Raw genomic sequence first — 21,444 nt, 5'->3', positions numbered from 1 at the left:
GCCGGGGATGGCACTACTGGTCTGGCAGGACGATCTGAACATCGGCATCGATGTGATCGACCAACAACACCGCCGCATCATCGAGATGCTCAACCATTTGCACGTGGCCCAGGCCAGCATGCAGCGTGCGGCAGTGGGCGAGGTGATCGACGAAGTGGTGGACTACACCATGTCGCACTTCGCGTTCGAGGAAGAACTGATGGAGGAAGCGGGCTATCCGTTCTGTGCCGCGCACAAGCGCGTGCATGAAGTCTTCATCAAGCGGGTATCGGAGTACCGCATGCGCTTCCAGGCCGGCGAGGACATCAGCGATGAACTGCGCACCATGCTCTCGCGCTGGTTGTTCAACCACATCCGCGGCGATGACCAGGCCTACGCCGAACAGGTCAAGGCGCACTTGAACCAGTTCGCCCGCGAACACCAGGGCGGCGGTTGGCTGGGGCGCACGCTCAAGCGCTTCTTTGGCTGAGCCGCAGCGCGCGCCGGTGCAGGGCCACCAGCGCGCACAGGGTCGCTGCCGCAGTCAGGCACAGGTAGTAGCCGACCGCGACCAGGCCGAAGCGTTCCGCCAGCCAGGTGGCCAGGTACGGCGCCGGCGCCGCACCCAGAATGCCGGCCAGGTTGAATGACAGCGAGGCGCCGGTGTAGCGCACTTCCACCGGGTAGATCTCGGCCAGGAAGGTGCCGCAGGGGCCGTAGGTCAGCCCCATCAGGAACAGGCCCAGGCACAGGAACGCCGTGACCAGCCAGGGACTGTGCGGCTGGAACAGCGGAGCGAACAGCACGCCGAAGCCGATGATCAGCACGCTGGCCACGATCATCGTGCGACGCGTGCCCCAGCGGTCGCCATAGCGCGCCGACAACGGGATGCCCAGCGCGAAGAACAGCATGCCGGCCATCTGCATCAGCAGGAACTGCTCGCGGCTGTAGCCCAGCACGGCGGTGCCATGGCCGAGGCTGAACACGGTCATCAGGTAGAACAGCACGAAGGTGGCGAACGCCCCCAGCGTGCCCAGCAGCATCGCCACCGGATGGTCACGCAGCACCGTCCACATCGGCAGCCGCACCGGCGCCTTGCGCTCCAGTGCCTGCTTGAAGTCGGGCGTCTCATGGATGTTCAGGCGCACCCACAGGCCCAGGCCGACCAGCAGCGCGCTGGCCACGAACGGAATACGCCAGCCCCACTGCAGGAAGTCGTCCTGGCTCAGGCAGCGGCCGAGCGCCAGGAAAATGCCCGCCGACAACAGGAAACCGATCGGCGCGCCCAGCTGCGGGAACATGCCGTACCAGGCGCGCTTGCCCGGCGGCGCGTTCTCGGTGGCCAGCAGCACCGCCCCACCCCACTCGCCGCCCAGCCCCAGGCCCTGGCCGAAGCGGCACAGCGCCAGCAGCGCGGGCGCCCACAGGCCAATCTGCGCGTGGGTCGGCAGCAGACCGATCAGCACCGTGGACAGGCCCATGGTCAGCAACGCGGCGACCAGGGTGGCCTTGCGGCCGATGCGGTCGCCGAAATGGCCGAACACCGCCGAGCCGACCGGCCGTGCAATGAACGCCACCGCGAAGGTCGCCAGTGACTGCAACAGCGCCGCCTGTTCGCTGCTGTCCGGGAAGAACAGGTGCGGGAACACCAGCACTGCGGCCGTGGCGTAGATGTAGAAATCGAAGAATTCGATGGTGGTACCGATCAGGCTGGCCAACAGGACGCGGCGGGGAGAGTTCACGGGCGGTGCGGCAGCGGTGATCGTCGACATCGGCAACACGGGTAACGGCGGATCGCCCGATTCTGCCACGGGCCGGTGGCCGCACGGGACGATGGTTTCAGCCGACACCGATGCCAACGAGGGTGGCAGGCGCCATTGTTCTGCAGGTTCTCGCCCCTGCTCGACCACATTCCACGAAATGCAGCCGAGCATCGGCTCGGCTCTACATGTGGGCGCAAGCCCCGACGCCGTTACAGCTGGATCCAGGTGGCCTTGATCTCGCTGTACTTGTCGAACGCATGCAGCGATTTGTCGCGCCCATTGCCGGACTGCTTGTAGCCACCGAACGGGGCGGTCATGTCACCGCCATCCCAGCCGTTCACCCAGACGCTGCCGGCGCGCAGCTGGCGTGCGACGCGGTGGGCGCGGCCCAGATCGCGCGTCCACAGGCCGGCGGCGAGGCCGTAGCGGCTGTCATTGGCCAGGCGCACCGCTTCGGCTTCGTCGTCAAAGCCGAGCACCGCCAGCACCGGCCCGAATACTTCCTCGCGCGCCAATGCCTGGTCGGGGCTCACCTGATCGAACACCGTGGGCTGCACATAACAACCGCCCGCCTCGACATCGGCGCGATGACCGCCCAGCAGCAGGCGGGCGCCCTCGCTTTCGGCACGCACGATATCCCCCATCACCTTGTCCAGATGCGCGGCATCCACCAGCGCGCCCATCGGTGCGTCGGCGTCAAGCGGGTGGCGCGGCTGCATGTGCTGGCCGTAGGCAACCACCTGGTGCACGAAATCCTCGCGGATCGAGCGCTGCACCAGCAGCCGTGACCCGGCAGTACAGACCTCGCCCTGGTTGAAGAAGATGCCCCGTGCCACCGCCTTCGCAGCGGCATCCAGATCGGGGGCATCGGCAAACACCACGTGCGGGCTCTTGCCACCACACTCCAGCCAGACCCGCTTGAGGTTGGACCGCCCCGAATACTGCAGCAGCCGCGCGCCGGTGGCCGTGGAGCCGGTGAACGCCAGCACGTCCACATCCATGTGCAGGGCCAACGGCTCACCGACGCGCGCACCGTGGCCCGGCAGCACGTTCAGCACGCCCTCCGGCAGGCCCGCTTCGGCGGCCAGCGCCGCCAGCCGCAACGCACTCAGGGGCGAGCGCTCGGAAGGCTTGAGCACCACCGAGTTGCCCATGGCCAATGCAGGCGCGATCTTCCAGCACGCCATCAGCAACGGGAAATTCCACGGCACGATCGCCGCCACCACGCCGGCGGGCTCGCGCGTGACCAGGCCCAGCTCATGCGGGCCGGTGGGCGCGACCTCACCGTACAGCTTGTCCACCGCTTCGGCCGTCCAGCGCAGGCAGCGCACCGCGCCGGGCAGGTCGATACGACGCGCATCACGCACCGGCTTGCCCATGTCCAGGGTTTCCAGCAGGGCCAGCTCGTCCGCGTGTTTTTCCACCAACGCCGCCAACGCCAGCAGCACGCGCTTGCGATGGGCCGGGCTGGCCTGTGACCAGTGGCCCGCATCGAAGGCACGCCGCGCCGCGCCCACTGCGCGCTCCACGTCCTGTGCATCGCAGTCGGCGACCACCCCCAGCACGCGACCATCAATCGGGCTGATGCAGTCGAAGCGCGCGCCGCTGGCAGCGTCGGTGTAACGACCCTCGATAAAGGCCTGTCCGGGTATCGAAAGCTGCTGGGCCAGCGCCTGCCAGTGGCTGCGGTCGGGAAAGTCGGCCATGTCGGGCTCCTCGGAACAGTTTCCCCGGTTATACCGGCGCGGCCGCGACTCCACCGTGACGTGGCTGCGCTACATTTCCCCCATCGGACCCGATGGAGCTGGCATGAAGCGTTCCGCGAGCGACCTGCACGATCTGGCCACCCGACGCCCGGAGTCATTGGAGGCGTACTGGATGCCGTTCACCGCCAACCGCCAGTTCAAGGCCGCGCCGCGTGTGCTGGTGCGTGCCGAGGGCATGCACTACGAGGATGTCGACGGCCGCCAGATCCTCGATGGCACCGCCGGCCTCTGGTGCTGCAACGCGGGCCATGCAAGGCCGCGCATCGTCGAGGCCATCGTCGAGCAGGCGCGCACGCTCGACTATTCGCCGGCCTTCCAGATGGGCTCGCCGCCGGCCTTCGCGCTGGCGCAGCGGCTGGCCGCCTTGGCGCCGGCCCCGCTCAACCATGTGTTCTTCACCAGCTCCGGTTCCGAGGCGGTGGATACCGCGATGAAGATCGTGCTGGCCTACCACCGCCAGCGCGGCGAGGGCCAGCGCACGCGCTTCATCAGCCGCGAGAAGGCCTACCACGGGGTGGGTTTCGGCGGCATGGCGCTGGGCGGGCTGCCCAACAACCGCAAGCCGTTCGGCCTGCAGCTGGGCGGCGTCGACTACCTGCGCCACACCCTGGACCTGCCGCGCAATGCGTTCAGCAGGGGCCTGCCGCGCCAGGGCACGGAGCTGGCCGATGACCTGGAACGGCTGATCGCGCTGCATGATGCCTCGACGATTGCCGCCGTATTCGTTGAACCCATTGCCGGCTCAGCCGGGGTGATCCTGCCCGCACCGGGTTACCTGCAGCGCCTGCGCGAACTGTGCGACCAGCACGGCATCCTGCTGGTGTTCGACGAGGTCATCACCGGTTTCGGCCGGGTTGGGATGCCCTTCGCCGCGCAGCGCTTCGGGGTCACCCCGGACCTGCTGACCTTCGCCAAGGCGGTCAGCAACGGCGCGGTACCGCTGGGTGGCGTGCTGGCCAGCGACGCCGTGCATGCAACCCTGATGCAGGCACCGCCACAGGCCATCGAGCTTTTCCATGGCTATACCTGTTCGGGGCACCCGCTGGCCTGCGCCGCGGCGCTGGCGACGCTGGAGGTCTATGCCGAGGAGCGTCTGTTCGAGCGCGCCATCGAGCTGGGCGAGTACTGGCAGGAACGACTGCATGCGCTGCAGGGCCTGCCCAACGTGATCGACATCCGCAACTTCGGCCTGGTCGGCGCGGTTGAGCTGGCGCCTCGCCGCGATGCGCCGGGCAGCCGGGGCTACGAGGTCTACCGGCGCTGCTTCCACGACGGCCGACTGCTGGTGCGCTGCACCGGCGACATCATCGCGCTGTCGCCGCCGCTGATCGTGGACAAGGCGCAGATCGACCAGATCACCGGCACCCTGGGCGAGATGATCCGGGCCACCGCCTGAGCCGGGCCGATGGTGGCGAGCGGGTACAATGGGCGGTTCCGCTCCTGCTCGCTGCCGTGCCCATGGATATCGTCGTCAAAGAAGAACTCAAGGCCTACATCGACCCGCTGACCGCGGACGAACATGACGCGCTGGAGCGCAGCATCCTGGCCGAAGGCTGCCGCGATGCGCTGGTGCTGTGGGGGAATGTACTGGTCGATGGCCATAACCGTTTCGGTATCTGCCAGAAGCATGGCCTGCCCTTCAATACCGTGCAGAACACCCGCTTCCAGAGCATGGAAGACGTGCACCTGTGGATGATCGAACAGCATCTGGGCCGCCGCAGCGTGTCCGACTTCCAGCGCGGCGTGCTGGCGCTGCGCAAGCGCGACATCCTGGCCGCCCGCAAGCAGGTCGAGCAGGCGCAGCTGCAGCGCGAGAGCGATGGCACCGCCGACGTCGCCGATGAGACCGGTGAAGACAGTCCGCCGTGGGAACCGGCACCGAAGATCAGCCGCGCCGAGCTGGCGCGCGAAGCCAAGCTGAGCACCAGCCAGGTCGGCATGATCGAGCGCATCCACGCCCAGGCCGCCGCCGAGGTGGTGGAAGCGGTCAAGGCCGGCGTGATCTCGATCAGCGCCGCCGCCGCCGTGGCCGACCTGCCGGAAGAAGAGCAGCGCGCCGCCGCCGCCGGTGGCAAGGACGAGCTGAAGCAGGCCGCCAAGCGCGTGCGCGAGTCCAAGCGCAAGCCGCGCGCACCGAAGCCGGAAGCGGCCGAGATGGACTTCGAGGAACCGGACGAGGAGCAGATCGCCAGCCGCGACGCCGAGGTGCTGTCGGCGCTGGAACAACTGGGCGAGGATGCCCCGGCACTGCGCCGCCGCGTCGTCGCGCTGACCCGCGAGAACGACACCCTGCGCGCGCAGCTGGCTGCGTTGCGCAAGCAACTGGAAGCGCTGTAAGCGCTCTCGACGCGCTTCTGTGGAGCCGAGCCCATGCTCGGCTGCTCTTTGCCACGCGCAAGGCAGCCGAGCATGGGCTCGGCTCTACAGACAGGCGTCACCGGGCTGCGGTTAGACTTCTGGCATGACGCCTGCCCACGATCCGCGCCGCGCTCAGCTGCGACGCCTGAAAGCCCTCGCACTGGGCCTGCTGCTGTTGATGCTGGCCGGATTCGCGGTCAGCCACTGGCAGGGCGAACGCGGCATCTGGGCCTGGGTCTCGGCGTTCTGCGAGGCCGCAGCCGTGGGCGCACTGGCCGACTGGTTCGCCGTCGTCGCGCTGTTCCGGCGCCCGATGGGCCTGCCGATTCCGCACACTGCGATCATCCCGCGCAGCAAGGAACGCATCGGCGACAGCCTCGCCCTGTTCGTGCGTGACCAGTTCCTGGAACCGCAGGTGCTGCTGGCCAAGCTGCAGGTGTTCGATCCGGCCAGCCGCCTCGGCAGTTGGCTGGCCGACCCGGCGCGCTCGCGGATGCTGGCCGACATGGCACGCGGCTGGGCCCTGCAGGCACTGGACTTCTTCGACGAGACAGCGGTGCGCCGGCAGCTGCATGCGTTCGTGGTGCAGCAGCTGCGGCAGTGGAATGCCGCCGCCACCGCCGGTGAGCTGCTGGCCCTGCTGACCGCCGACGGGCGCCACCAGCGCGTGCTGGACGAGGGCCTGCAGCGGCTCGGCCGCTGGCTGGAACAGCCAGAAGTTAAGGAACGCGCCTCGCAGCTGATCGTGCGCTACATCCAGCGCGAATGGCCGACGCTGTCGAGCACGGTGAACTGGGTGAAGCCGATCGATGAGATCGGCGACAGCCTGGCCGAGCGCCTGGCGCGGGCGGTGCTGGAAGAACTGCAGCAGGTATTGGCCGAGCCGCAGCATCCGCTGCGCCAGGACTACGAGACCTGGCTGCAGAACTACGTGCAGCGCCTGCGCGAGGACCCGGCCCTGGCCGAGCGCATCGAACAGCTCAAGCGGGAAATGATCGACCACCCCGCCCTGCAGGACTACGTGCAAGGGCTGTGGGCGCGCATCCACGCCAGCCTGCGCGACGACCTGCAGCGCGAGGACTCGGCGCTGGTCGGACACCTGCAGCACAGCCTCGCCTCGCTGGGCGCCAGCCTCCAGGCCGACCCGGCCCTGCGCGAGGCCCTCAACCAGCACCTGCTGGAAGGTGCGCAACGCCTGACCGGCCGCCTGCGCGAGGGTGTGACCACGCATATCGCGCAGACCGTGAAGGGCTGGGACGAGCGGCATCTGGTCGAACAGCTGGAACTGAGCGTGGGCCGCGACCTGCAGTTCATCCGCTTCAACGGCACGCTGGTGGGAGGGCTGATCGGCCTGTTGCTGCATGCGGCGACAGTGGTGTTCAGGTTCTAGGCCTCGGTGCGCCCCCGGATCATCATGCTTGATTCATAAAATGCGAATGCCTATCATTTACTGATCGGTTGTACGCTTAGCCAAGCGGGCACGGAAGACGCGCCCATCGCCCGTGTACATCCCCGACCTCTGGATTGCCCGCCTGCGCGGGCAGTGCTTCGTCGATGGGACACGCTGGGCGACATGCGCAGGGCGCAAGGGGGCCGCGGACGCGTTCCATCCCCTCCCCTACCTGCAGGAACGCCGTGGACCGCTCGCCCGCAACCGCCAGCCCCCGCACCTTCTTCTCCAATCCACGCTGGGGCGTGCTGTCACGCTCGCTGGCCGCGACCTTCGGCGGCTACGCGCTGGCTTCGGCCACCAGCGTGTTCTGCGCGGTGGCGCTGCCCGGTGCGCGCGGCCAGGCCGTGCTGACCGGCATGCTGCTGGCCATCCTGGTGGCCGCCTGCGCAGCGCTGTGGGCGTTCGCGACCCGCAGCGCGCTGCGCGCCTGGGTCGGCATTCTCGCTCCCACCCTGCTGATGGTGGCCATTGCGCGCCTGATGGGAGCCTGGGCATGAAGAACGGGTTCCGCCAATCGATGGCCTGGCTGCACACCTGGACCGGCCTGCTGGTCGGCTGGTTGCTGCTGCTGATCTTCATGGCGGGCACCGCCAGCTACTATCGCGAGGAAATCAGCCGCTGGATGCGACCGGAACTTCCGTCCAGCCAGGTCAGCATCGATGTCGCCGCGCAGCGCGCCGTGGATTACCTGCAGGCCAATGCGGCGCAGGCCGGGAACTGGTTCGTCACCCTGCCGCAGCCGCGCAACCCGGCCATGCAGATGTTCTGGCGGTTGCCACCGGAGCTGGCCGATCCCAGTCGCGGCCGTCGCGGTGGCTTCGGCGAAGCCACGCTGGACCCGAATACCGGCCAGGCACTGAAGGCACGCGAAACGCGGGGCGGTGATTTCTTCTACCGCCTGCATTTCGACCTGCACTACATCCCGGTGCTGTGGGCGCGCTACCTGGTCGGCTTCTGCGCGATGTTCATGCTGGTGGCGATCATCACCGGCGTCATCACCCACAAGAAAATCTTCAAGGACTTCTTCACGTTCCGCAAGGACAAGGGCCTGCGTTCCTGGCTCGATTTCCACAACGTCAGCGCGGTGATGGCCCTGCCCTACCACGCGATGATCACCTACACCGGCATCGTCACCCTGATGGTCATGTACCTGCCGTGGGGGGTGAAAGTCGCCTACCCGCAGGACGAAGACAAGTTCTTCAGCGAAGCCTTCGGCGGCATGCCGGAGGTGACCGCGCCGGCCGAAGGACGCGCCACGCCGCTGCCGATCGCGCAGCTGCTGGACAGCGCACGTGCGCACTGGCACGGCGTGGAAGTGGCCGGCTTCACCGTGTCCAACCCGGGGGCGGCCAATGCGGTGATCGACATCCGCCAACGCGACGGCAAGCGCCTGTCCACCGACACTCCCGCCGTTCGCTACGACATGGTCAACGGCACGTTGCTGGAAGAGACGCCGCCGTCCGGCGGTGCCACCGCCACCCGTGGCGTGCTGTACGGCCTGCACCTGGCGCGCTTCGCCGATTGGGGCCTGCGTGCACTGTTCTTCCTGTCCGGCCTGGTCGGCTGCCTGATGGTCGCCAGCGGCGTGGTGCTGTGGGCGGTGAAGGAACGGCCGAAGCATGCCAAGAGTGGGCGCACCGGCTTCGGCCTGCGCCTGGTCGATGCGCTGAACATCGGCACCGTGGCCGGCCTGCCGATCGCTTTCGCGGCCTACTTCTGGGGCAACCGCCTGCTGCCGCTGGACATCGCCGGGCGCGCGAGTGCGGAGGCCAACGTGTTCTTCTACGCCTGGGGCGGCGCGCTGCTGGCCGCCTTCATCTGGCCGAAGCGGATGATGTGGGCGTGGCAGCTGTACCTGGGTGCGGCTGCGTTCACGCTGGTACCGGTGGTCAACGCGCTGACCACGCACGCGCATCTTGGCATCACACTGCGCAGCGGTGACTGGGTACTGGCTGGCGTCGATCTGTCGATGATCGCGTTCGGTGCGATGCTGGCGCTGTGCGGCTGGCGCATGCAGCGCTGGACGCCACCGCTGAGCGCGGCCGAGAAGAAGAAGCGCGCCGCCGCCGCAGCAGCACCCAGGGCCCCGGTGGACGCTGCGGAAACCGCCGAAGCGGAGGCCAGCGCATGATGCTGCTGGCACTGGCCCTGTCGTTCTCCGCGTTCACCGCGTTGTCGCTGGCGATGGAAAAGCACCAGCACGACCTGCACGGCAGCGCCGCAGCCACGCCCGCACGGCGCACCCAGTGGCGCGTGCTGGGCTGGGCCCTGCTGACGGTGGCGTTCGCGCTGTGCGTGATCGACCACGGCTGGGCGATGGGCCCGGTGCTGTGGCTGGGCACGATGACACTGGGCGGTCTGGCGCTGTCGTTCGGGCTGTACCCGTACCGGCCGAAGTGGATCGCGGCGTTGGCGATCGTGCTGCCGGTGCTGGGGCTGGTGGTGGCGGTGCTGTAGCCGGGCCACCGGGGTCGGATCCCTTTCGCGAAGCGCAAGGGCTCTGACCCCTGGTGCGTAGATCCGGATGGGGTCAGAGCCCCTGCGCTTCGCGCAGGGGATCCGACCCCGGGCGTCGCGTTACCCCAACCGCTTCAATTCCCACGCGCGGTGGATGCGCGCGTTGCGCTCGAAGTCCGGGCCGATGGTGCGCGCGGTGATCTCGCGGCACTGGGCGAATTCGGCGATGGCGTTCTCTTCCAGCTTGAAGCGGCGGAAATTGTTGGAGAAGTACAGCACGCCGCCCGGCGCCAGCCGCGCCACGGCTGCACGCAGCAGCTTGATCTGCTCGCGCTGCACGTCGAAGTCATCGGCGCGCGCGGAGTTGGAGAAGGTCGGCGGGTCACAGAAGATCACGTCGTACTGGCCACGGTCGCCCTCCAGCCACGCCATCGCGTCGGCCTGCACCAGCAGGTGCTGGTTGCCGCCCTGCCCGTTCAACGCCAGGTTGTCGTAGCACCACTGCAGGTAGGTCGCCGACAGATCGACGCTGGTGGTGCTGGCGGCACCGGCCACCGCCGCCTGCACGCTGGCCACGCCGGTGTAGCAGAACAGGTTGAGGAAGCGCTTGCCACGTACCTGCTCGGCCATCATCCGGCGCAGCGGGCGGTGGTCGAGGAACAGGCCGGTGTCCAGGTAGTCGAACAGATTCACCTGCAGCAGTGCATTGTTCTCGCGCACCACGATGAACTCGTCACGCTGCTCGAAGCGGCCGTACTTGCTGCCGCCCTTGCCGCGCTCGCGCGACTTCATCGAGACCTGCTCGGGCGGCACGCCGAACACTTCGCGCGCAGCGGCCAGCAGCTCGTTGCGGCGGCGGCGCACGTCGTTCTCGGGAATGGCAGCCGGTGCGGCGTATTCCTGCACGTGCAGGAAGGTACGGCGCTTGCCGCCGTCTTCCTCGTAGACGTCGATGGCGGCCGCGTACTCCGGCAGGTCGGCGTCATAGGCGCGGAAGCAGGTGATGTCTTCGCGGGCACGCCAGCTCTTGAACTTCTTCAGGTTCTTGCGCAGGCGGTTGGCCACCATCTGCGCGCCTTCGCTCAGCTCGCGCGGCTGTGCCGGATCACGGCCCGGCACGGCGATCGGGTCGCAGACGATCAGCGCACATTCCAAGGCACCATTGAACATCTGGTACTTCTTGCCGGCGCGCAGGCCGGTGGCGAAGGCCAGTTCGTCGTTGCCGCACAGCAGGCTGGCGCGCCACTGCGGCACCGCCTTCTGCAGGGCGTTGCCCAGCGCGCGGTACAGCGCCGGATCGGCGGCCAGGCGTTCGTCGTACGGCGGGTTGCAGACCACCGCGCCGATCTCCTCTTCGGGCGCGGCCAGGTCGGCCACATCGGCGCGGGTGAAGCGGATCGCGTGGGCGACGCCCGCGACCTCGGCGTTCTCGCGTGCCGCCTGGATCGCGGTCGGATCGATGTCGCTGCCGTGGATGACCGGCTTCAGCGCGGCCAGGCCAGCGGCCTCACGGTCACGCGCTTCGCTCTGGATGGTCTTCCAGACGGACTTGTCGAAGCCCAGCCAGCGGCTCGGCGGCAGGCTGCCATGACGCATCAGGCCGGGAGCGACGTCGGCGGCCATCAGCGCACCTTCGATCAGCAGGGTACCGCTGCCGCACATCGGATCCAGCAGGCCACCACCGGCAGCGTGCAGGCGCGGCCATTGCGCGCGCAGCAGCAGCGCGGCGGCCAGGTTTTCCTTCAGCGGTGCCTCGTGGGCAGCACCACGCCAGCCACGGCGATGCAGCGGGCCGCCGCCGAGATCGATCGACAACGAGGCACGGCCCTTGCGCAGCGACAGGTTGACGCGCACGTCGGGCAGATCGGTGTTGACCGAGGGGCGTTCCAGGCCTTCATCGCGCATGCGGTCGACGATGGCGTCCTTGATCCGCTGCGCGGCGAAGCGGGCGTGGGTGATCTTGTCGCCGGACACGTGCGCGTCCACCGCCAGGGTCATCTCCGGCGTGATGTGCTCGTGCCACGGCAGCGCACGCACGCCGTCATACAGGGCCTGCTCATCCGGGCACTCGAACTCGTCGATGGGCCACAGCACGCGGCTGGCCAGGCGCGACCACATCACGATCCGCAGCGCCTGCGCCAGTTCGCCCTCGGCGTTGACGCCGGCAATGGTGGCAGTGGCCTTGCCAAGGCCCAGGGCCGACAGTTCATCGGCAAGCAGGTATTCCAGGCCCTTGGCGCAGGAGACGAAGAATTTCACGGGATCGGTTCGCAGGTGGTCGGGCGCGGCACAGGGGCCGGGCCGTTCGGAAAGGAGGGCCGTAGGCACGGCCGGCAGGCCCGCGCCGGGGGCGGCGGGGCTGCCATTGTAGTCAATGCGGGCGGGCGCGCCGTGCGCCCGGGCTTCACAGTTGCCGCAGCAAGCGTTCGAAGGCCTGCGCGGAAGCCTCCACGTGGCGCTCGAGGCGGTGGCCGTCGTCGACCAGCAGCAGCTGCGCCGAGCGCGCCTGCGCCCACGCGATCACTCCCGCTGCTGGCACCACGTCGTCATGCCAGGCCTGGACCACGGTGGTCGGCACGGCGGCGGCGTCCAGCGCCGGCATCGGGCCCATCGTGGTCGGCGGCACCATCAGGAACAGGCCGGCCACCGGTACCTGCAACGAGGCGATGGCGGAAATGTAGGCGCCCAGGCTGGAGCCGGCCAGCACCACCGGCCCCTGCCGGGCCGCGATGGCGGCGCGCTCGACCAGGCGGCGCAGGCGGGTCGGCACGTCGCCTACCCGGCTGACCTCGCTCATCGCGTCCAGGTCGGTGTAGTCCGGGCGCTCATGGGTCCAGCCCAGGCGCTGCGCCACGTCGGCCAGCGCGGTGACCTTGGTCGCTTCCGGGCCGCTCTCGAAGCCATGCGACAGGATGCAGTGGCCGCGGCTCATGCACGTGCTCCGTGCGAGCGGGCCAACGAGGAAAGAGAAGGCAGGTTCATGCCGCAATGCTAGCATCGCCGGATGCCCAACCCGCTCCTGCCCGGCCTGCAGCTGCAGCCCCTGCCCTACGAAGACCGTCTGCCGCTGCGCGACCCGGCCACGCTGGAGATGGTGGTGATCCACTGCACCGAACTGCCCGATCTGGCGACGGCCCGCGAGTACGGCGAGCGCGTGCTGTACGACAGCGGCGCCGGCAACAGCGGGCACTTCTACATCGACCGCGATGGCAGCGTGGTGCAGTACGTTGCACCGGAACGCGTGGCCCACCACGTGCGCGGCATGAACGCGCATACGCTGGGCATCGAGCTGGTCAATACCGGGCGCTATCCGGACTGGTTCGACAGCCGCCACCAGGCGATGGACGAGGCCTACACCGAGGCACAGCTGCAGGCGCTGGAACAGCTGCTGCTGGCGCTGGTGGCGCACTACCCGTCGCTGCGACGGATTGCCGGGCATGACCAGCTGGACCTGGAACGGGTGCCGGCCAGCGACGATTCGACGTTGACGGTGGCGCGCAAGCGCGATCCGGGGCCGCTGTTCCCGTGGGCGCGGGTGCTGGCGAAGGTGCCGTTGCAGCCGGTTGGGTAAGCGGCAGGGCTGCGCCCTGCACCCGCAGAGGCAACGTCAACGTCAAGTTCTGGCATTCCGAGGGATGGCGGGGGGCTCCGGTTGCGGGGGCCGCTGCAAGTACGTCCATGTAAGCTCGGTCGCCGCATCCATGCGGCTCACGCCCCCGCAACCGGCCCCACCCCGCCTTCGACAGTTCTCCGCGATCCTTCGAATCGACACGGGGTTGGATCCCGTTGCTACGCAACGGGCTCTGACCCGATTTTCGGTTGATGGGGTCAGAACCGTTCTCCGTTGGAAAACGGATCCGACCCCGCGCGGCTCAGGCGCCGGTCGCCACCGGGCGGCTGCTGTCGCTGACCCACCCGCTCCAGGAGTCGGCGTAGATGCGCGCGCCGGACAGGCCCGCCGTTTCCATCGCCAGCAGCAGATGGCAGGCGGTCACGCCGGAGCCGCACATCAGCACCACCTGCTGCGGATCGCGGTTGCCGATCACGCCCTGCAGTTCGGCGCGCAGCGCCTGTGGGTCGCGCAGGTGGCCATCGAGTACGTTCAAGGCGAACGGGCGGTTGACCGCGCCCGGTACATGGCCGGCGACCGGGTCCAGCGGCTCGACGTCACCGCGGAAGCGCTCACCCGCGCGCGCGTCGACCAACCAGCCCGGCGCGTGCTTCAGCCGTGCGCTGATTTCATCGGCGCTGGCGATCTGGGTGGTGTCGAAACGGCCCGGGTAGGCAGGTAACGCCGTCACTTCAGTCGGCCCGCTCGCCAGCGCGTGACCGGCGGCCTGCCAGGCGGCAATACCGCCGTCGAGCACGGCCACCCGGGTGTGCCCGATCAGCCGCAGCAGCCACCACAGGCGCGAGGCGGCCATGCTGCCGTCGCTGCCGTCGTAGACCACCACCTGGGTTTCGGGACCGATGCCCCACGTGCCGAGCTTCGCGGCGAACGCATCGCTGTCCGGCAGCGGGTGCCGGCCGTGGCCGCTTCGGGTCAGATCCGACAGATCACGGTTGAGATCGGCATGCACCGCAGTCGGTATGTGCCCTGCCAGATACTGGCCGCCCGCAGCCTGCGGATCGGCCAGCGAAGCACGCGCATCGACCACGCGCACGGCGGTGCTGGCGGTGGCACGCGCGTCGACGACGCGCACGCCTGCGCCCAGCGCAGCGGCAAGGGTGGTGACATCGACCAGGGTGGTCCACGGCGGATCGATCGGCTTCATTTCACTTGCTCCAGGCGACGACGCAGGTTGTAGAGAATGGCGGCGGTCGCGCCCCAGATGCGCTGCCCCGGCCAGCCATACTCCAGGACGTGGCGGACCCGGCCGCGATGAGTGATTTCGACCTGGCGCAGGCTGTCGGGCGCCATCAGATAATCCAGCGGCACCTCGAACACTTCGGCCACTTCGCTGGGCTGCGGCACCGGCACGAAGTCCGGATCGACCACCGCCACCACCGGCGTGACCCGGTAGCCGGTGATGGTGACGAAGGGATCGAGATACCCCAGCGCCTGCACCTGGCCGGGCGCCAATGCGATTTCTTCCTGGCTCTCGCGCAGCGCGGCCGCCAATGCGTCGCGGTCATCGGGTTCGGTGCGGCCGCCGGGGAATCCGACCTGGCCCCCGTGCGTGCGCAGGGTTTCGGTGCGGCGGGTCAGGATCACCTGTGCGCCGTTGGCGCGCGGGACGATGCCGGCCAGCACCGCAGCCTCCACCGGAGGCCCGGGCGGCAGCAGGTCGATCAGCTCACTGCGGTTCCAGCCGTCGCCGGCCGGCGGTTGGGCCAAGGGGTGCAGCGCGCGCATCAGTCGCTCGTGGTCGGCCAGCGAGCCACGCAGCGATTGCTGCAGTTGTTCGCGCAGGGGCTGCACGCGGCGCAGGATGCGGCTGCGTTCCTCGTTGCTCATCGACGACCACCGCGCGATCTCATCGATATGCCGCGCGCAGCCGGTGCATTGCCGGTGCGGATCCAGCGTGCACACTCCGATGCAGGGACTTGCGACAACACGCGCCGTTTCTTCCATTGTTTGCACCCGGCAACAGTAGCGCGATCGGGCTGAATTTGCGCGGGTGGCCCGGCCCAACGGTAGAGTCGACTGTCAGTCGACGCTCGCGCGCAGCGCGGGCGTTTCACCGCCAGGGGCTGCACAAACAGAAACGCGCCGGTGGGATCACCGGCGCGTTTCGTTTGCTGTTTCGATTTACTTGACGCTGACCAGCTTGATCTCGAACTGCACAGCCACGTTCGGCGGGAACGGGGTGCGCGGGTCGGCACCGTAGGCCTGGTCCGGCGGCAGGGTGACTTCCCACTTCGAGCCGGCCGGCATCTGCAGCAGGGTCTCGCGCATGGCCTTCATTTCAACTTCGCTGACCTTGATCGACGGGATCTGCTGGGCAGGGCGGGCTTCGGTCGGGCGCTGGCCGTACGGGAACGGACCGGCCACTTCCAGCTGCACGGTGCTGGCCTGGGTCGGCTTGGCGCCCTTGCCGGCTTCGATCACGCGGTACTGGACGCCGCTCGGCAGGGACTGCACGCCGGCCTTGGCCTTGTTCGCCGCGATGAACTGATCGCTCTTGGTCTTGTTTTCGGCAGCCGCCTTTTCGTACTCGGCCTTGGCAGCCTGGGCACGGCCCTGCTCGCGCTTCTGGAACGCTTCAACGGCCGGCTTCAGCTGCTCGGCGGTGATCGCCGGCTGCTTCTTGGCGTAGGCATCCTGCAGGCCCTTCACCACCGAGTTGATGTCCAGCTGCTCACCGCGACCGGTCAGCTCCGCCAGGTTGTTGCCGTAGTCGTAACCGAAGTAATAACTCAGCTTGCCCTTCTCGGACGCGATGTCCTGGGCGAAGGCATTGCCCGTCAGGGCCAGGGCCGCGACGGCGACCGCGATAGAACGCAACTTCATCAAACAGTTCTCCAGGGGTGGTAACTCAGGGACGTTCTTCGCCGCCCTGAGGCGACGGGTTAGGATAACGGGCGCAACGTGTAACCGCTACTCACGATGCAGGCTATGACCCGTCTGCGTTTGCAGAGTTCAATATCACTTTTTTTTAACGTTCCAGGAGTTTCCCCGTGGCCGATGCCCTGATCGCTGTTGCCGACGAAGGCGCCATCCGCACCGTGACCGTCCAGCGCCCGGACAAGCTCAATGCCCTGAACGCCGCGACCCTGCAGGCGCTGGCCGATGCCTTCAGGGACGCCGCTGCCGATCCGGAGGTGCGCGTGGTGGTGTTGACCGGGGCGGGCCCGAAGGCCTTCGTAGCCGGTGCCGACATCGCGGAAATGAACACCCTCAGCGCCGTTCAGGGACGTGATTTCTCGCTGCTGGGCCAGGCCCTGATGCGCCAGATCGAACGCATGCCCAAGCCGGTCATCGCGCGCGTGAACGGTTTCGCGCTGGGCGGCGGGCTTGAGCTGGCGATGGCGTGCCACCTGCGCATCGCCGCCGATACCGCCAAGGTCGGCCAACCGGAAATCAATCTCGGCCTGATTCCCGGCTTCGGCGGCAGCCAGCGCCTGCTGCGCCTGTGTGGCCGCGCCGCCACCCTGGAGCTGTGCCTGCTGGGGGCGCCGATCAACGCCGCGCGTGCGCTGGAGCTGGGCATCGTCAACGAAGTCGTGCCGGCTGACGCGCTGGACAACCGCGTGCAGGACGTCGCCCGCCAGCTGGCACGCTCAGCACCGCTGGCCCTGCGTGGCCTGCTCGACGCGGTGCACGTGGGCGGCGAGTGCAGCCTGGAGGCCGGGCTGGAATACGAAAGTGCGCAGTTCGGCCTGCTGTTCGCCACCGAGGACATGCGTGAAGGCACCAGTGCCTTCCTGCAGCGCCGCCCGCCGGCCTTCCAGAACCGCTGACGCCATGGCATCCCGACCCAACCCCGCGCAGTTGTTCGCCCGGGTCCAGGCAGACGATCTCGATGGCGCCCTGCAGGCGGGGCTGATGGACTACGTCGCCCGAGCCGGCGACGAACAGCTGCTGCCTGGCCACCCGGACCTTCCGCAGCGGCTTCAGCAGGCCCAGCAGCAACTGCGTACGGCCTGGGCCGCACGCGAACGCTATCGCGCCCGCGCGGTGCGCCTGGCCCGCCGCGAAGCCGAGCGCGATGCACGTCGCACCCCGCCCCCGGCGCCGGACGTGAAGCCCCCCCTGCCCGCCGCGGCGGCCGCGATTCTCGCCCGGGCCAAGGCCCGCGTCACCGGCAAGGAGCCGTAATGGCCACCGCGAAGAAGACTGCCCGCGCACCGGCGCGGCGCGGCGGCCGCATGCCGAGCGCCGACGTGGTGGAAATGTTCACCCGCCTGCGCGAGCTCAATCCGCACCCGAAGACCGAGCTTGAGTACAGCTCGCCGTTCGAACTGCTGGTGGCCGTGGCGCTGTCCGCCCAGGCCACCGACGTCGGCGTCAACAAGGCCACCCGCCGCCTGTTCCCGGTCGCCAACACGCCGGCGAAGATCCTCGCGCTCGGTGAGGATGGCCTGAAGCCGTACATCGCCACCATCGGGCTGTTCAACGCCAAGGCGAAGAACGTGATCGCCACCTGCGCGATCCTGCTGCAGAAGTACGGCGGCGAAGTGCCGCGCGACCGCGAAGCGCTGGAAGCGCTGCCCGGTGTGGGCCGCAAGACCGCCAACGTGGTGCTCAACACCGCCTTCGGCGAGCCGGTGATGGCGGTGGATACGCATATCTTCCGCGTCTCCAACCGTACCGGCCTGGCCCCCGGCAAGAACGTGCGCGAAGTGGAGGACACGCTGGTGAAGGTGATTCCGGCCGAGTTCCTGCTCGACGCGCACCATTGGCTGATCCTGCATGGCCGCTACGTGTGCAAGGCGCGCAAGCCGGATTGCCCGGGCTGCGTGATCGCCGACCTGTGCCGGTTCAAGGAAAAGACCACAGCCGAGACGTGACGCGGATCGTGTTGTGACGAAACGAAGACGGCGGGCACCAGGCCCGCCGTCCGCGTGTATGGACAAGGGTGCTTCAGGAGATCAGAACGACAGGTCGCCCCAGACGCCGAATTCCTTGGTCTTGTCGTTCTTCTTGTCGCTGGCGTTGGCCAGGTGCGTGTACTTGTACACGGTCGACAGCTTGAGGTTCTTCATGACCGGGAACTCGACGCCGACGTTCCAGTACTTGTCGCTCAGGGTCGGGTCCAGGGTCTTGCTGACGTCGGTGTCATCGTAACGACCGAACACGTTGATGCCACCGTCGGTCACGCGCACGCTGCCCCACACCGACCAGCCACTGGTCTTGTCGGTGGCAACGGTCAGCACGTTGTTGAGGTTCTTGGCCTGGAAGTACTCGCCGCCGACGCGGAAGTTGCTGTCGGCGTAGGCCACCATCGCGTTGGCGCGGGTGTAGGTGTTCTCGGCGCTCTGGATGTCGGTTTCCTTGCCCAGCTTGCCGCTGTAGCCGCCGACGGCGACCACGAAGTTCTCGTTCGGGGTGTAGGCCACGCGGCCTTCCACGTCCATGCCCTTGCTGCGGGTCGGGTTCTTGTAGCCGGCGCCGGACACGACCGAGACGGCGTAGTTGAAGTTGTTGCCCAGGTTGCCGAAGCCATGCAGGCCCCAGTCGGACGAGTTGCCGTACTTCAGGCGGTCGGTCAGGGTGTTCTCGACATAGCGCATGCCGTAGAACTTCTCGACGTACGGGATCCACGGCATGTCGGCGGCACCGACGCGCAGGTTGAAGGCCGGGTCGAAGCTGCCCTGCACGTAGGCCTTCTTGACGAACAGTTCGGTGTTGCCGATGGCCGAGCTGTACTGGAAGTCGGTGGTCAGGTTGGCCGACCAGATGTCGTTGAACTTGTGGTCGACGGTCAGGTAGAAGCGCTTGACGTCCAGGCCGGTGCCGCTGGCGGCGGTGTCCTTGCCGTTGCTGGTCTTGTCGATGTTGGTCAGGTCAAAGAACATGCGACCGCCAATCTTGTTGTCATTGACCAGCTTGGCCAGCTTGTCGACGCTGGTCTGGGTCTTCTGCGCACCTTCCAGGGCCTGCGCCTGGGTGATGTTCACTTCGGACTGCGCGTCGGACTGCGCCTGCAGCGCCTGCGAATCGTTCTGCAACTGCTGGACCTGGGCCTGCAGCGCAGCGATCTGTGCCTGCAGCTGCTGCAACTGTGCCTGGGACACGCCCGAGCTGGCGGGGGCTGCGAAGGCGTCGGCGGAAACCAGACCGAGGCTTGCAACGACCGCGGCGGCGAGCAAATGGGAACGCATTTTGGATTTCTCCAGAGGGTTGGAATGGCTTGGGCAGAACGCCACGCCGGCAGGCCGGTCAAGCGTTTTGCGAACGTTCCGTTAAAACCATGACAGCCGAATGACAGATTGAGCACCAACCCCAGATTTCTTCGTGCGGTCATGCGTACGACTCATTTGCGCGCACATGCTTATCGATCCCTTGCGCCCCATGGCGTGGTGTATCGGCACCGACACGCGGGCAAGCCGCCGGGTCACCCTGGTCCGCACCGCCCGGCTTCGCGCGGATGACGCGGAATCCCTGCGCAACGCCAGGCGCAGACCGCGCGAAGGGAGCCAGCCGTCACCTCATCGGCCACCTATGCAAGGTGACCGCAACCGGCGCCGGCGCACCTCCCTTGTGCCCGCACGACCGCCTCAGCCGCTGCGCGAAACCTTCACGGCCCGCGCTGCGCAAGCGTCAGCCAGCGCTGTAACGGATGCGTCATACAACGGTCCCCGCGCTGTCATCGAACCGTTATGGAATGTGCGCCGGGCGGGTAACCCCGCATTCCAATCAACCCAGGAGCCACCCCGTGATCCACGCCTTCAAGTCGCGCGTTGCCGTTGCCGTCTTCGCAGCGTCGTCCGTGTTCGCCGCCAACGCCGCTGAAATCACCGGCGCGGGCGCCTCGTTCATCTACCCGGTGATGTCGAAGTGGTCGGCCGACTACAACGCTGCCACCAGCAACAAGGTCAACTACCAGTCGATCGGTTCCGGCGGCGGCATTGCGCAGATCAAGGCCAAGACCGTTGATTTCGGCTCTTCCGATGCACCGCTGAAGCCGGAAGAACTGGCCGCCTCGGGCCTGGCCCAGTTCCCGTCGGTGATCGGCGGCGTGGTGCCGGTGGTCAACGTGGCCGGCATCGCCCCGGGCGCACTCAAGCTGGACGGCACCGTGCTGGCCAACATCTTCCTGGGCAAGATCAAGACCTGGAACGACCCGGCCATCGCCGCGCTGAACCCGGGCGTGACCCTGCCGAGCGCCAAGATCACCGTCGTGCACCGCTCGGATGGTTCGGGCACCACCTTCAACTTCGTCAACTACCTGTCCAAGGTCAGCCCGGAGTGGAAGAGCTCGGTCGGTGAAGGCACCTCGGTCCAGTGGCCGGCCGGCATCGGCGGCAAGGGCAACGAAGGCGTTGCTGCCTACGTGAAGCAGATCAAGGGCGGCATCGGCTACGTCGAACTGTCCTACGCACTGCAGAACAAGCTGTCGTACACGGCGATGAAGAACGCTGCCGGCAGGTTCGTGCAGCCGAGCGATGCATCGTTCGCCGCCGCTGCCGCCAGCGCCGACTGGGCCAGCGCCAAGGACTTCTACCTGGTGATGACCAACGCCCCGGGCGCCGAGTCCTGGCCGATCACCGCCACCAACTTCATCCTGGTGCACAAGAAGCCGAAGAACGCTGCCAACGGCAAGGCCACCCAGGAGTTCTTCCGCTGGGTCTACAAGAGCGGCGACGCCCAGGCCCGCCAGCTGGACTACGTGCCGCTGCCGGACAGCCTGGTCCGCCAGATCGAGACCTACTGGTCGCAGAACCTGAAGTAAGCACGTTCCCCCGCAGGAACGGGGCCGGCGGGTCCTCTCTCCCCCGCCGGCCCCAACCGGGCGCGAGATCCTCGAGATCTCGCGCTCTTCTTGTTTTCGGGGATGCATGCATCTGCCTCTGCAGCGCCGAGCCCACGCTCGGCTGGGTGCTGAAGCGTGCGGACCGACGGTCCGCACCTACCGAGGGCAGGGAGCCGTCGAACATGGCTTGACTCCACACGGGCCAACCGGCCGCCATACCGGTGCGCAGATCCGGGGTCTCCGGGGCTCTGCCGGATGGGGGCCAACCCGGTGAAACCCTTGTCAGAACGTGATCCAGGACACCTCTG

The 21,444-nt window shown here is 67.9% G+C and carries 20 protein-coding genes; 12 read left to right on the top strand and 8 right to left on the bottom strand.

Annotation, left to right across the window (positions count from 1 at the left end; genetic code table 11):
* The first annotated feature begins 7 nt into the window (after positions 1 to 7).
* The gene (locus AC5P5W_RS02360; RefSeq protein WP_004151683.1) at positions 8 to 469 is read left to right on the top strand and encodes a bacteriohemerythrin; all 462 of its coding nucleotides are present in this window, start codon (positions 8 to 10) and stop codon (positions 467 to 469) included.
* Here the strand turns inward: AC5P5W_RS02360 and AC5P5W_RS02355 are convergent.
* Complete coding sequence (locus AC5P5W_RS02355) at positions 450 to 1,751, bottom strand: MFS transporter (RefSeq protein WP_032961593.1); 1,302 nt, start codon at positions 1,749 to 1,751, stop codon at positions 450 to 452. The two genes, AC5P5W_RS02360 and AC5P5W_RS02355, sit on opposite strands and share 20 nt — an antisense overlap.
* A gap of 200 nt (positions 1,752 to 1,951) precedes the next feature.
* Entirely contained in the window at positions 1,952 to 3,448 is a 1,497-nt protein-coding gene (locus AC5P5W_RS02350; RefSeq protein ID WP_032961594.1) for an aldehyde dehydrogenase, read from the bottom strand.
* Positions 3,449 to 3,551: 103 nt separating this feature from the next.
* Between AC5P5W_RS02350 and aptA the strand changes: the two genes are divergently transcribed.
* The 6 genes from aptA to AC5P5W_RS02320 all read left to right on the top strand — a co-directional run bounded on the left by aptA (position 3,552) and on the right by AC5P5W_RS02320 (position 9,776).
* A complete protein-coding gene (gene aptA / locus AC5P5W_RS02345) occupies positions 3,552 to 4,904 on the top strand; it encodes an omega-aminotransferase AptA (RefSeq protein ID WP_197574667.1) in 1,353 nt (450 codons plus the stop codon).
* A 62-nt stretch (positions 4,905 to 4,966) separates the two neighbouring features.
* Entirely contained in the window at positions 4,967 to 5,845 is an 879-nt protein-coding gene (locus AC5P5W_RS02340; RefSeq protein WP_014646555.1) for a ParB N-terminal domain-containing protein, read from the top strand.
* A 124-nt stretch (positions 5,846 to 5,969) separates the two neighbouring features.
* A complete protein-coding gene (locus tag AC5P5W_RS02335) occupies positions 5,970 to 7,256 on the top strand; it encodes a DUF445 domain-containing protein (protein ID WP_197574666.1) in 1,287 nt (428 codons plus the stop codon).
* A gap of 245 nt (positions 7,257 to 7,501) precedes the next feature.
* A complete protein-coding gene (locus AC5P5W_RS02330; RefSeq protein WP_142234474.1) occupies positions 7,502 to 7,816 on the top strand; it encodes a DUF3649 domain-containing protein in 315 nt (104 codons plus the stop codon).
* The gene (locus AC5P5W_RS02325; RefSeq protein WP_142234473.1) at positions 7,813 to 9,450 is read left to right on the top strand and encodes a PepSY-associated TM helix domain-containing protein; all 1,638 of its coding nucleotides are present in this window, start codon (positions 7,813 to 7,815) and stop codon (positions 9,448 to 9,450) included. Before AC5P5W_RS02330 ends, AC5P5W_RS02325 begins: the two co-directional genes overlap by 4 nt.
* Positions 9,447 to 9,776, top strand: coding sequence for a DUF3325 domain-containing protein (locus AC5P5W_RS02320; RefSeq protein ID WP_046429772.1), 330 nt, complete (start codon positions 9,447 to 9,449; stop codon positions 9,774 to 9,776). Before AC5P5W_RS02325 ends, AC5P5W_RS02320 begins: the two co-directional genes overlap by 4 nt.
* A 120-nt stretch (positions 9,777 to 9,896) precedes the next feature.
* Here the strand turns inward: AC5P5W_RS02320 and rlmKL are convergent, their stop codons facing one another.
* Positions 9,897 to 12,035 (bottom strand): bifunctional 23S rRNA (guanine(2069)-N(7))-methyltransferase RlmK/23S rRNA (guanine(2445)-N(2))-methyltransferase RlmL, encoded by a 2,139-nt coding sequence (gene rlmKL / locus AC5P5W_RS02315; RefSeq protein ID WP_495220803.1) that lies wholly within the window; start codon positions 12,033 to 12,035, stop codon positions 9,897 to 9,899.
* Positions 12,036 to 12,180: 145 nt separating this feature from the next.
* Positions 12,181 to 12,708, bottom strand: a complete 528-nt coding sequence (locus AC5P5W_RS02310; protein ID WP_032961606.1) for an alpha/beta hydrolase — start codon at positions 12,706 to 12,708, stop codon at positions 12,181 to 12,183.
* 72 nt (positions 12,709 to 12,780) lie between these two features.
* Here AC5P5W_RS02310 and AC5P5W_RS02305 point away from each other — a divergent pair, with 72 nt between their 5' ends.
* Positions 12,781 to 13,347, top strand: a complete 567-nt coding sequence (locus AC5P5W_RS02305) for an N-acetylmuramoyl-L-alanine amidase (RefSeq protein ID WP_142234470.1) — start codon at positions 12,781 to 12,783, stop codon at positions 13,345 to 13,347.
* Positions 13,348 to 13,648: 301 nt separating this feature from the next.
* Here AC5P5W_RS02305 and AC5P5W_RS02300 read toward each other — a convergent pair whose 3' ends face one another.
* The 3 genes from AC5P5W_RS02300 to AC5P5W_RS02290 form a co-directional block, all read right to left on the bottom strand.
* Positions 13,649 to 14,551 (bottom strand): sulfurtransferase, encoded by a 903-nt coding sequence (locus tag AC5P5W_RS02300; RefSeq protein WP_197574664.1) that lies wholly within the window; start codon positions 14,549 to 14,551, stop codon positions 13,649 to 13,651.
* Complete coding sequence (locus AC5P5W_RS02295) at positions 14,548 to 15,351, bottom strand: CoA pyrophosphatase (RefSeq protein ID WP_197574663.1); 804 nt, start codon at positions 15,349 to 15,351, stop codon at positions 14,548 to 14,550. Before AC5P5W_RS02295 ends, AC5P5W_RS02300 begins: the two co-directional genes overlap by 4 nt.
* Positions 15,352 to 15,528: 177 nt before the next feature.
* Complete coding sequence (locus AC5P5W_RS02290) at positions 15,529 to 16,230, bottom strand: FKBP-type peptidyl-prolyl cis-trans isomerase (protein ID WP_014646545.1); 702 nt, start codon at positions 16,228 to 16,230, stop codon at positions 15,529 to 15,531.
* A 167-nt stretch (positions 16,231 to 16,397) separates the two neighbouring features.
* Between AC5P5W_RS02290 and AC5P5W_RS02285 the strand changes: the two genes are divergently transcribed.
* From AC5P5W_RS02285 to nth, 3 genes are read left to right on the top strand one after another with little or no spacing between them, the layout of a single operon-like run.
* The gene (locus tag AC5P5W_RS02285) at positions 16,398 to 17,180 is read left to right on the top strand and encodes an enoyl-CoA hydratase/isomerase family protein (RefSeq protein WP_049407492.1); all 783 of its coding nucleotides are present in this window, start codon (positions 16,398 to 16,400) and stop codon (positions 17,178 to 17,180) included.
* Between the two features lie 4 nt (positions 17,181 to 17,184).
* Complete coding sequence (locus tag AC5P5W_RS02280; protein ID WP_049442206.1) at positions 17,185 to 17,538, top strand: hypothetical protein; 354 nt, start codon at positions 17,185 to 17,187, stop codon at positions 17,536 to 17,538.
* The gene (gene nth, locus AC5P5W_RS02275) at positions 17,538 to 18,230 is read left to right on the top strand and encodes an endonuclease III (protein ID WP_197574662.1); all 693 of its coding nucleotides are present in this window, start codon (positions 17,538 to 17,540) and stop codon (positions 18,228 to 18,230) included. The genes AC5P5W_RS02280 and nth overlap by 1 nt, the downstream gene beginning before the upstream one ends.
* Before the next feature lie 81 nt (positions 18,231 to 18,311).
* Here nth and AC5P5W_RS02270 read toward each other — a convergent pair whose 3' ends face one another.
* Entirely contained in the window at positions 18,312 to 19,544 is a 1,233-nt protein-coding gene (locus AC5P5W_RS02270; RefSeq protein WP_014646541.1) for a porin, read from the bottom strand.
* 554 nt (positions 19,545 to 20,098) lie between these two features.
* On the opposite strand from AC5P5W_RS02270, the gene pstS reads away from it, so the two are divergent.
* The gene (gene pstS / locus AC5P5W_RS02265) at positions 20,099 to 21,115 is read left to right on the top strand and encodes a phosphate ABC transporter substrate-binding protein PstS (protein ID WP_014646540.1); all 1,017 of its coding nucleotides are present in this window, start codon (positions 20,099 to 20,101) and stop codon (positions 21,113 to 21,115) included.
* The last annotated feature ends 329 nt before the right edge of the window (positions 21,116 to 21,444 follow it).

The sequence above is a fragment of the Stenotrophomonas sp. YJH_SMC_123 genome, assembly GCF_059368215.1.
Note: the sequence above shows the minus strand (reverse complement) of the source record. Positions and strands in the feature narration are given on the sequence as shown.

Coding starts and splice junctions, on each gene's coding strand:
- AC5P5W_RS02270 (WP_014646541.1), bottom strand. CDS start 19,544: ATGCGTTCCCATTTGCTCGCCGCCGCGGTCGTTGCAAGCCTCGGTCTG.
- AC5P5W_RS02280 (WP_049442206.1), top strand. CDS start 17,185: ATGGCATCCCGACCCAACCCCGCGCAGTTGTTCGCCCGGGTCCAGGCA.
- AC5P5W_RS02300 (WP_197574664.1), bottom strand. CDS start 14,551: ATGAAGCCGATCGATCCGCCGTGGACCACCCTGGTCGATGTCACCACC.
- AC5P5W_RS02305 (WP_142234470.1), top strand. CDS start 12,781: ATGCCCAACCCGCTCCTGCCCGGCCTGCAGCTGCAGCCCCTGCCCTAC.
- AC5P5W_RS02350 (WP_032961594.1), bottom strand. CDS start 3,448: ATGGCCGACTTTCCCGACCGCAGCCACTGGCAGGCGCTGGCCCAGCAG.
- AC5P5W_RS02335 (WP_197574666.1), top strand. CDS start 5,970: ATGACGCCTGCCCACGATCCGCGCCGCGCTCAGCTGCGACGCCTGAAA.
- AC5P5W_RS02360 (WP_004151683.1), top strand. CDS start 8: ATGGCACTACTGGTCTGGCAGGACGATCTGAACATCGGCATCGATGTG.
- AC5P5W_RS02320 (WP_046429772.1), top strand. CDS start 9,447: ATGATGCTGCTGGCACTGGCCCTGTCGTTCTCCGCGTTCACCGCGTTG.
- AC5P5W_RS02340 (WP_014646555.1), top strand. CDS start 4,967: ATGGATATCGTCGTCAAAGAAGAACTCAAGGCCTACATCGACCCGCTG.
- AC5P5W_RS02355 (WP_032961593.1), bottom strand. CDS start 1,751: ATGTCGACGATCACCGCTGCCGCACCGCCCGTGAACTCTCCCCGCCGC.
- nth (WP_197574662.1), top strand. CDS start 17,538: ATGGCCACCGCGAAGAAGACTGCCCGCGCACCGGCGCGGCGCGGCGGC.
- AC5P5W_RS02310 (WP_032961606.1), bottom strand. CDS start 12,708: ATGAGCCGCGGCCACTGCATCCTGTCGCATGGCTTCGAGAGCGGCCCG.
- AC5P5W_RS02295 (WP_197574663.1), bottom strand. CDS start 15,351: ATGGAAGAAACGGCGCGTGTTGTCGCAAGTCCCTGCATCGGAGTGTGC.
- AC5P5W_RS02290 (WP_014646545.1), bottom strand. CDS start 16,230: ATGAAGTTGCGTTCTATCGCGGTCGCCGTCGCGGCCCTGGCCCTGACG.
- AC5P5W_RS02325 (WP_142234473.1), top strand. CDS start 7,813: ATGAAGAACGGGTTCCGCCAATCGATGGCCTGGCTGCACACCTGGACC.
- aptA (WP_197574667.1), top strand. CDS start 3,552: ATGAAGCGTTCCGCGAGCGACCTGCACGATCTGGCCACCCGACGCCCG.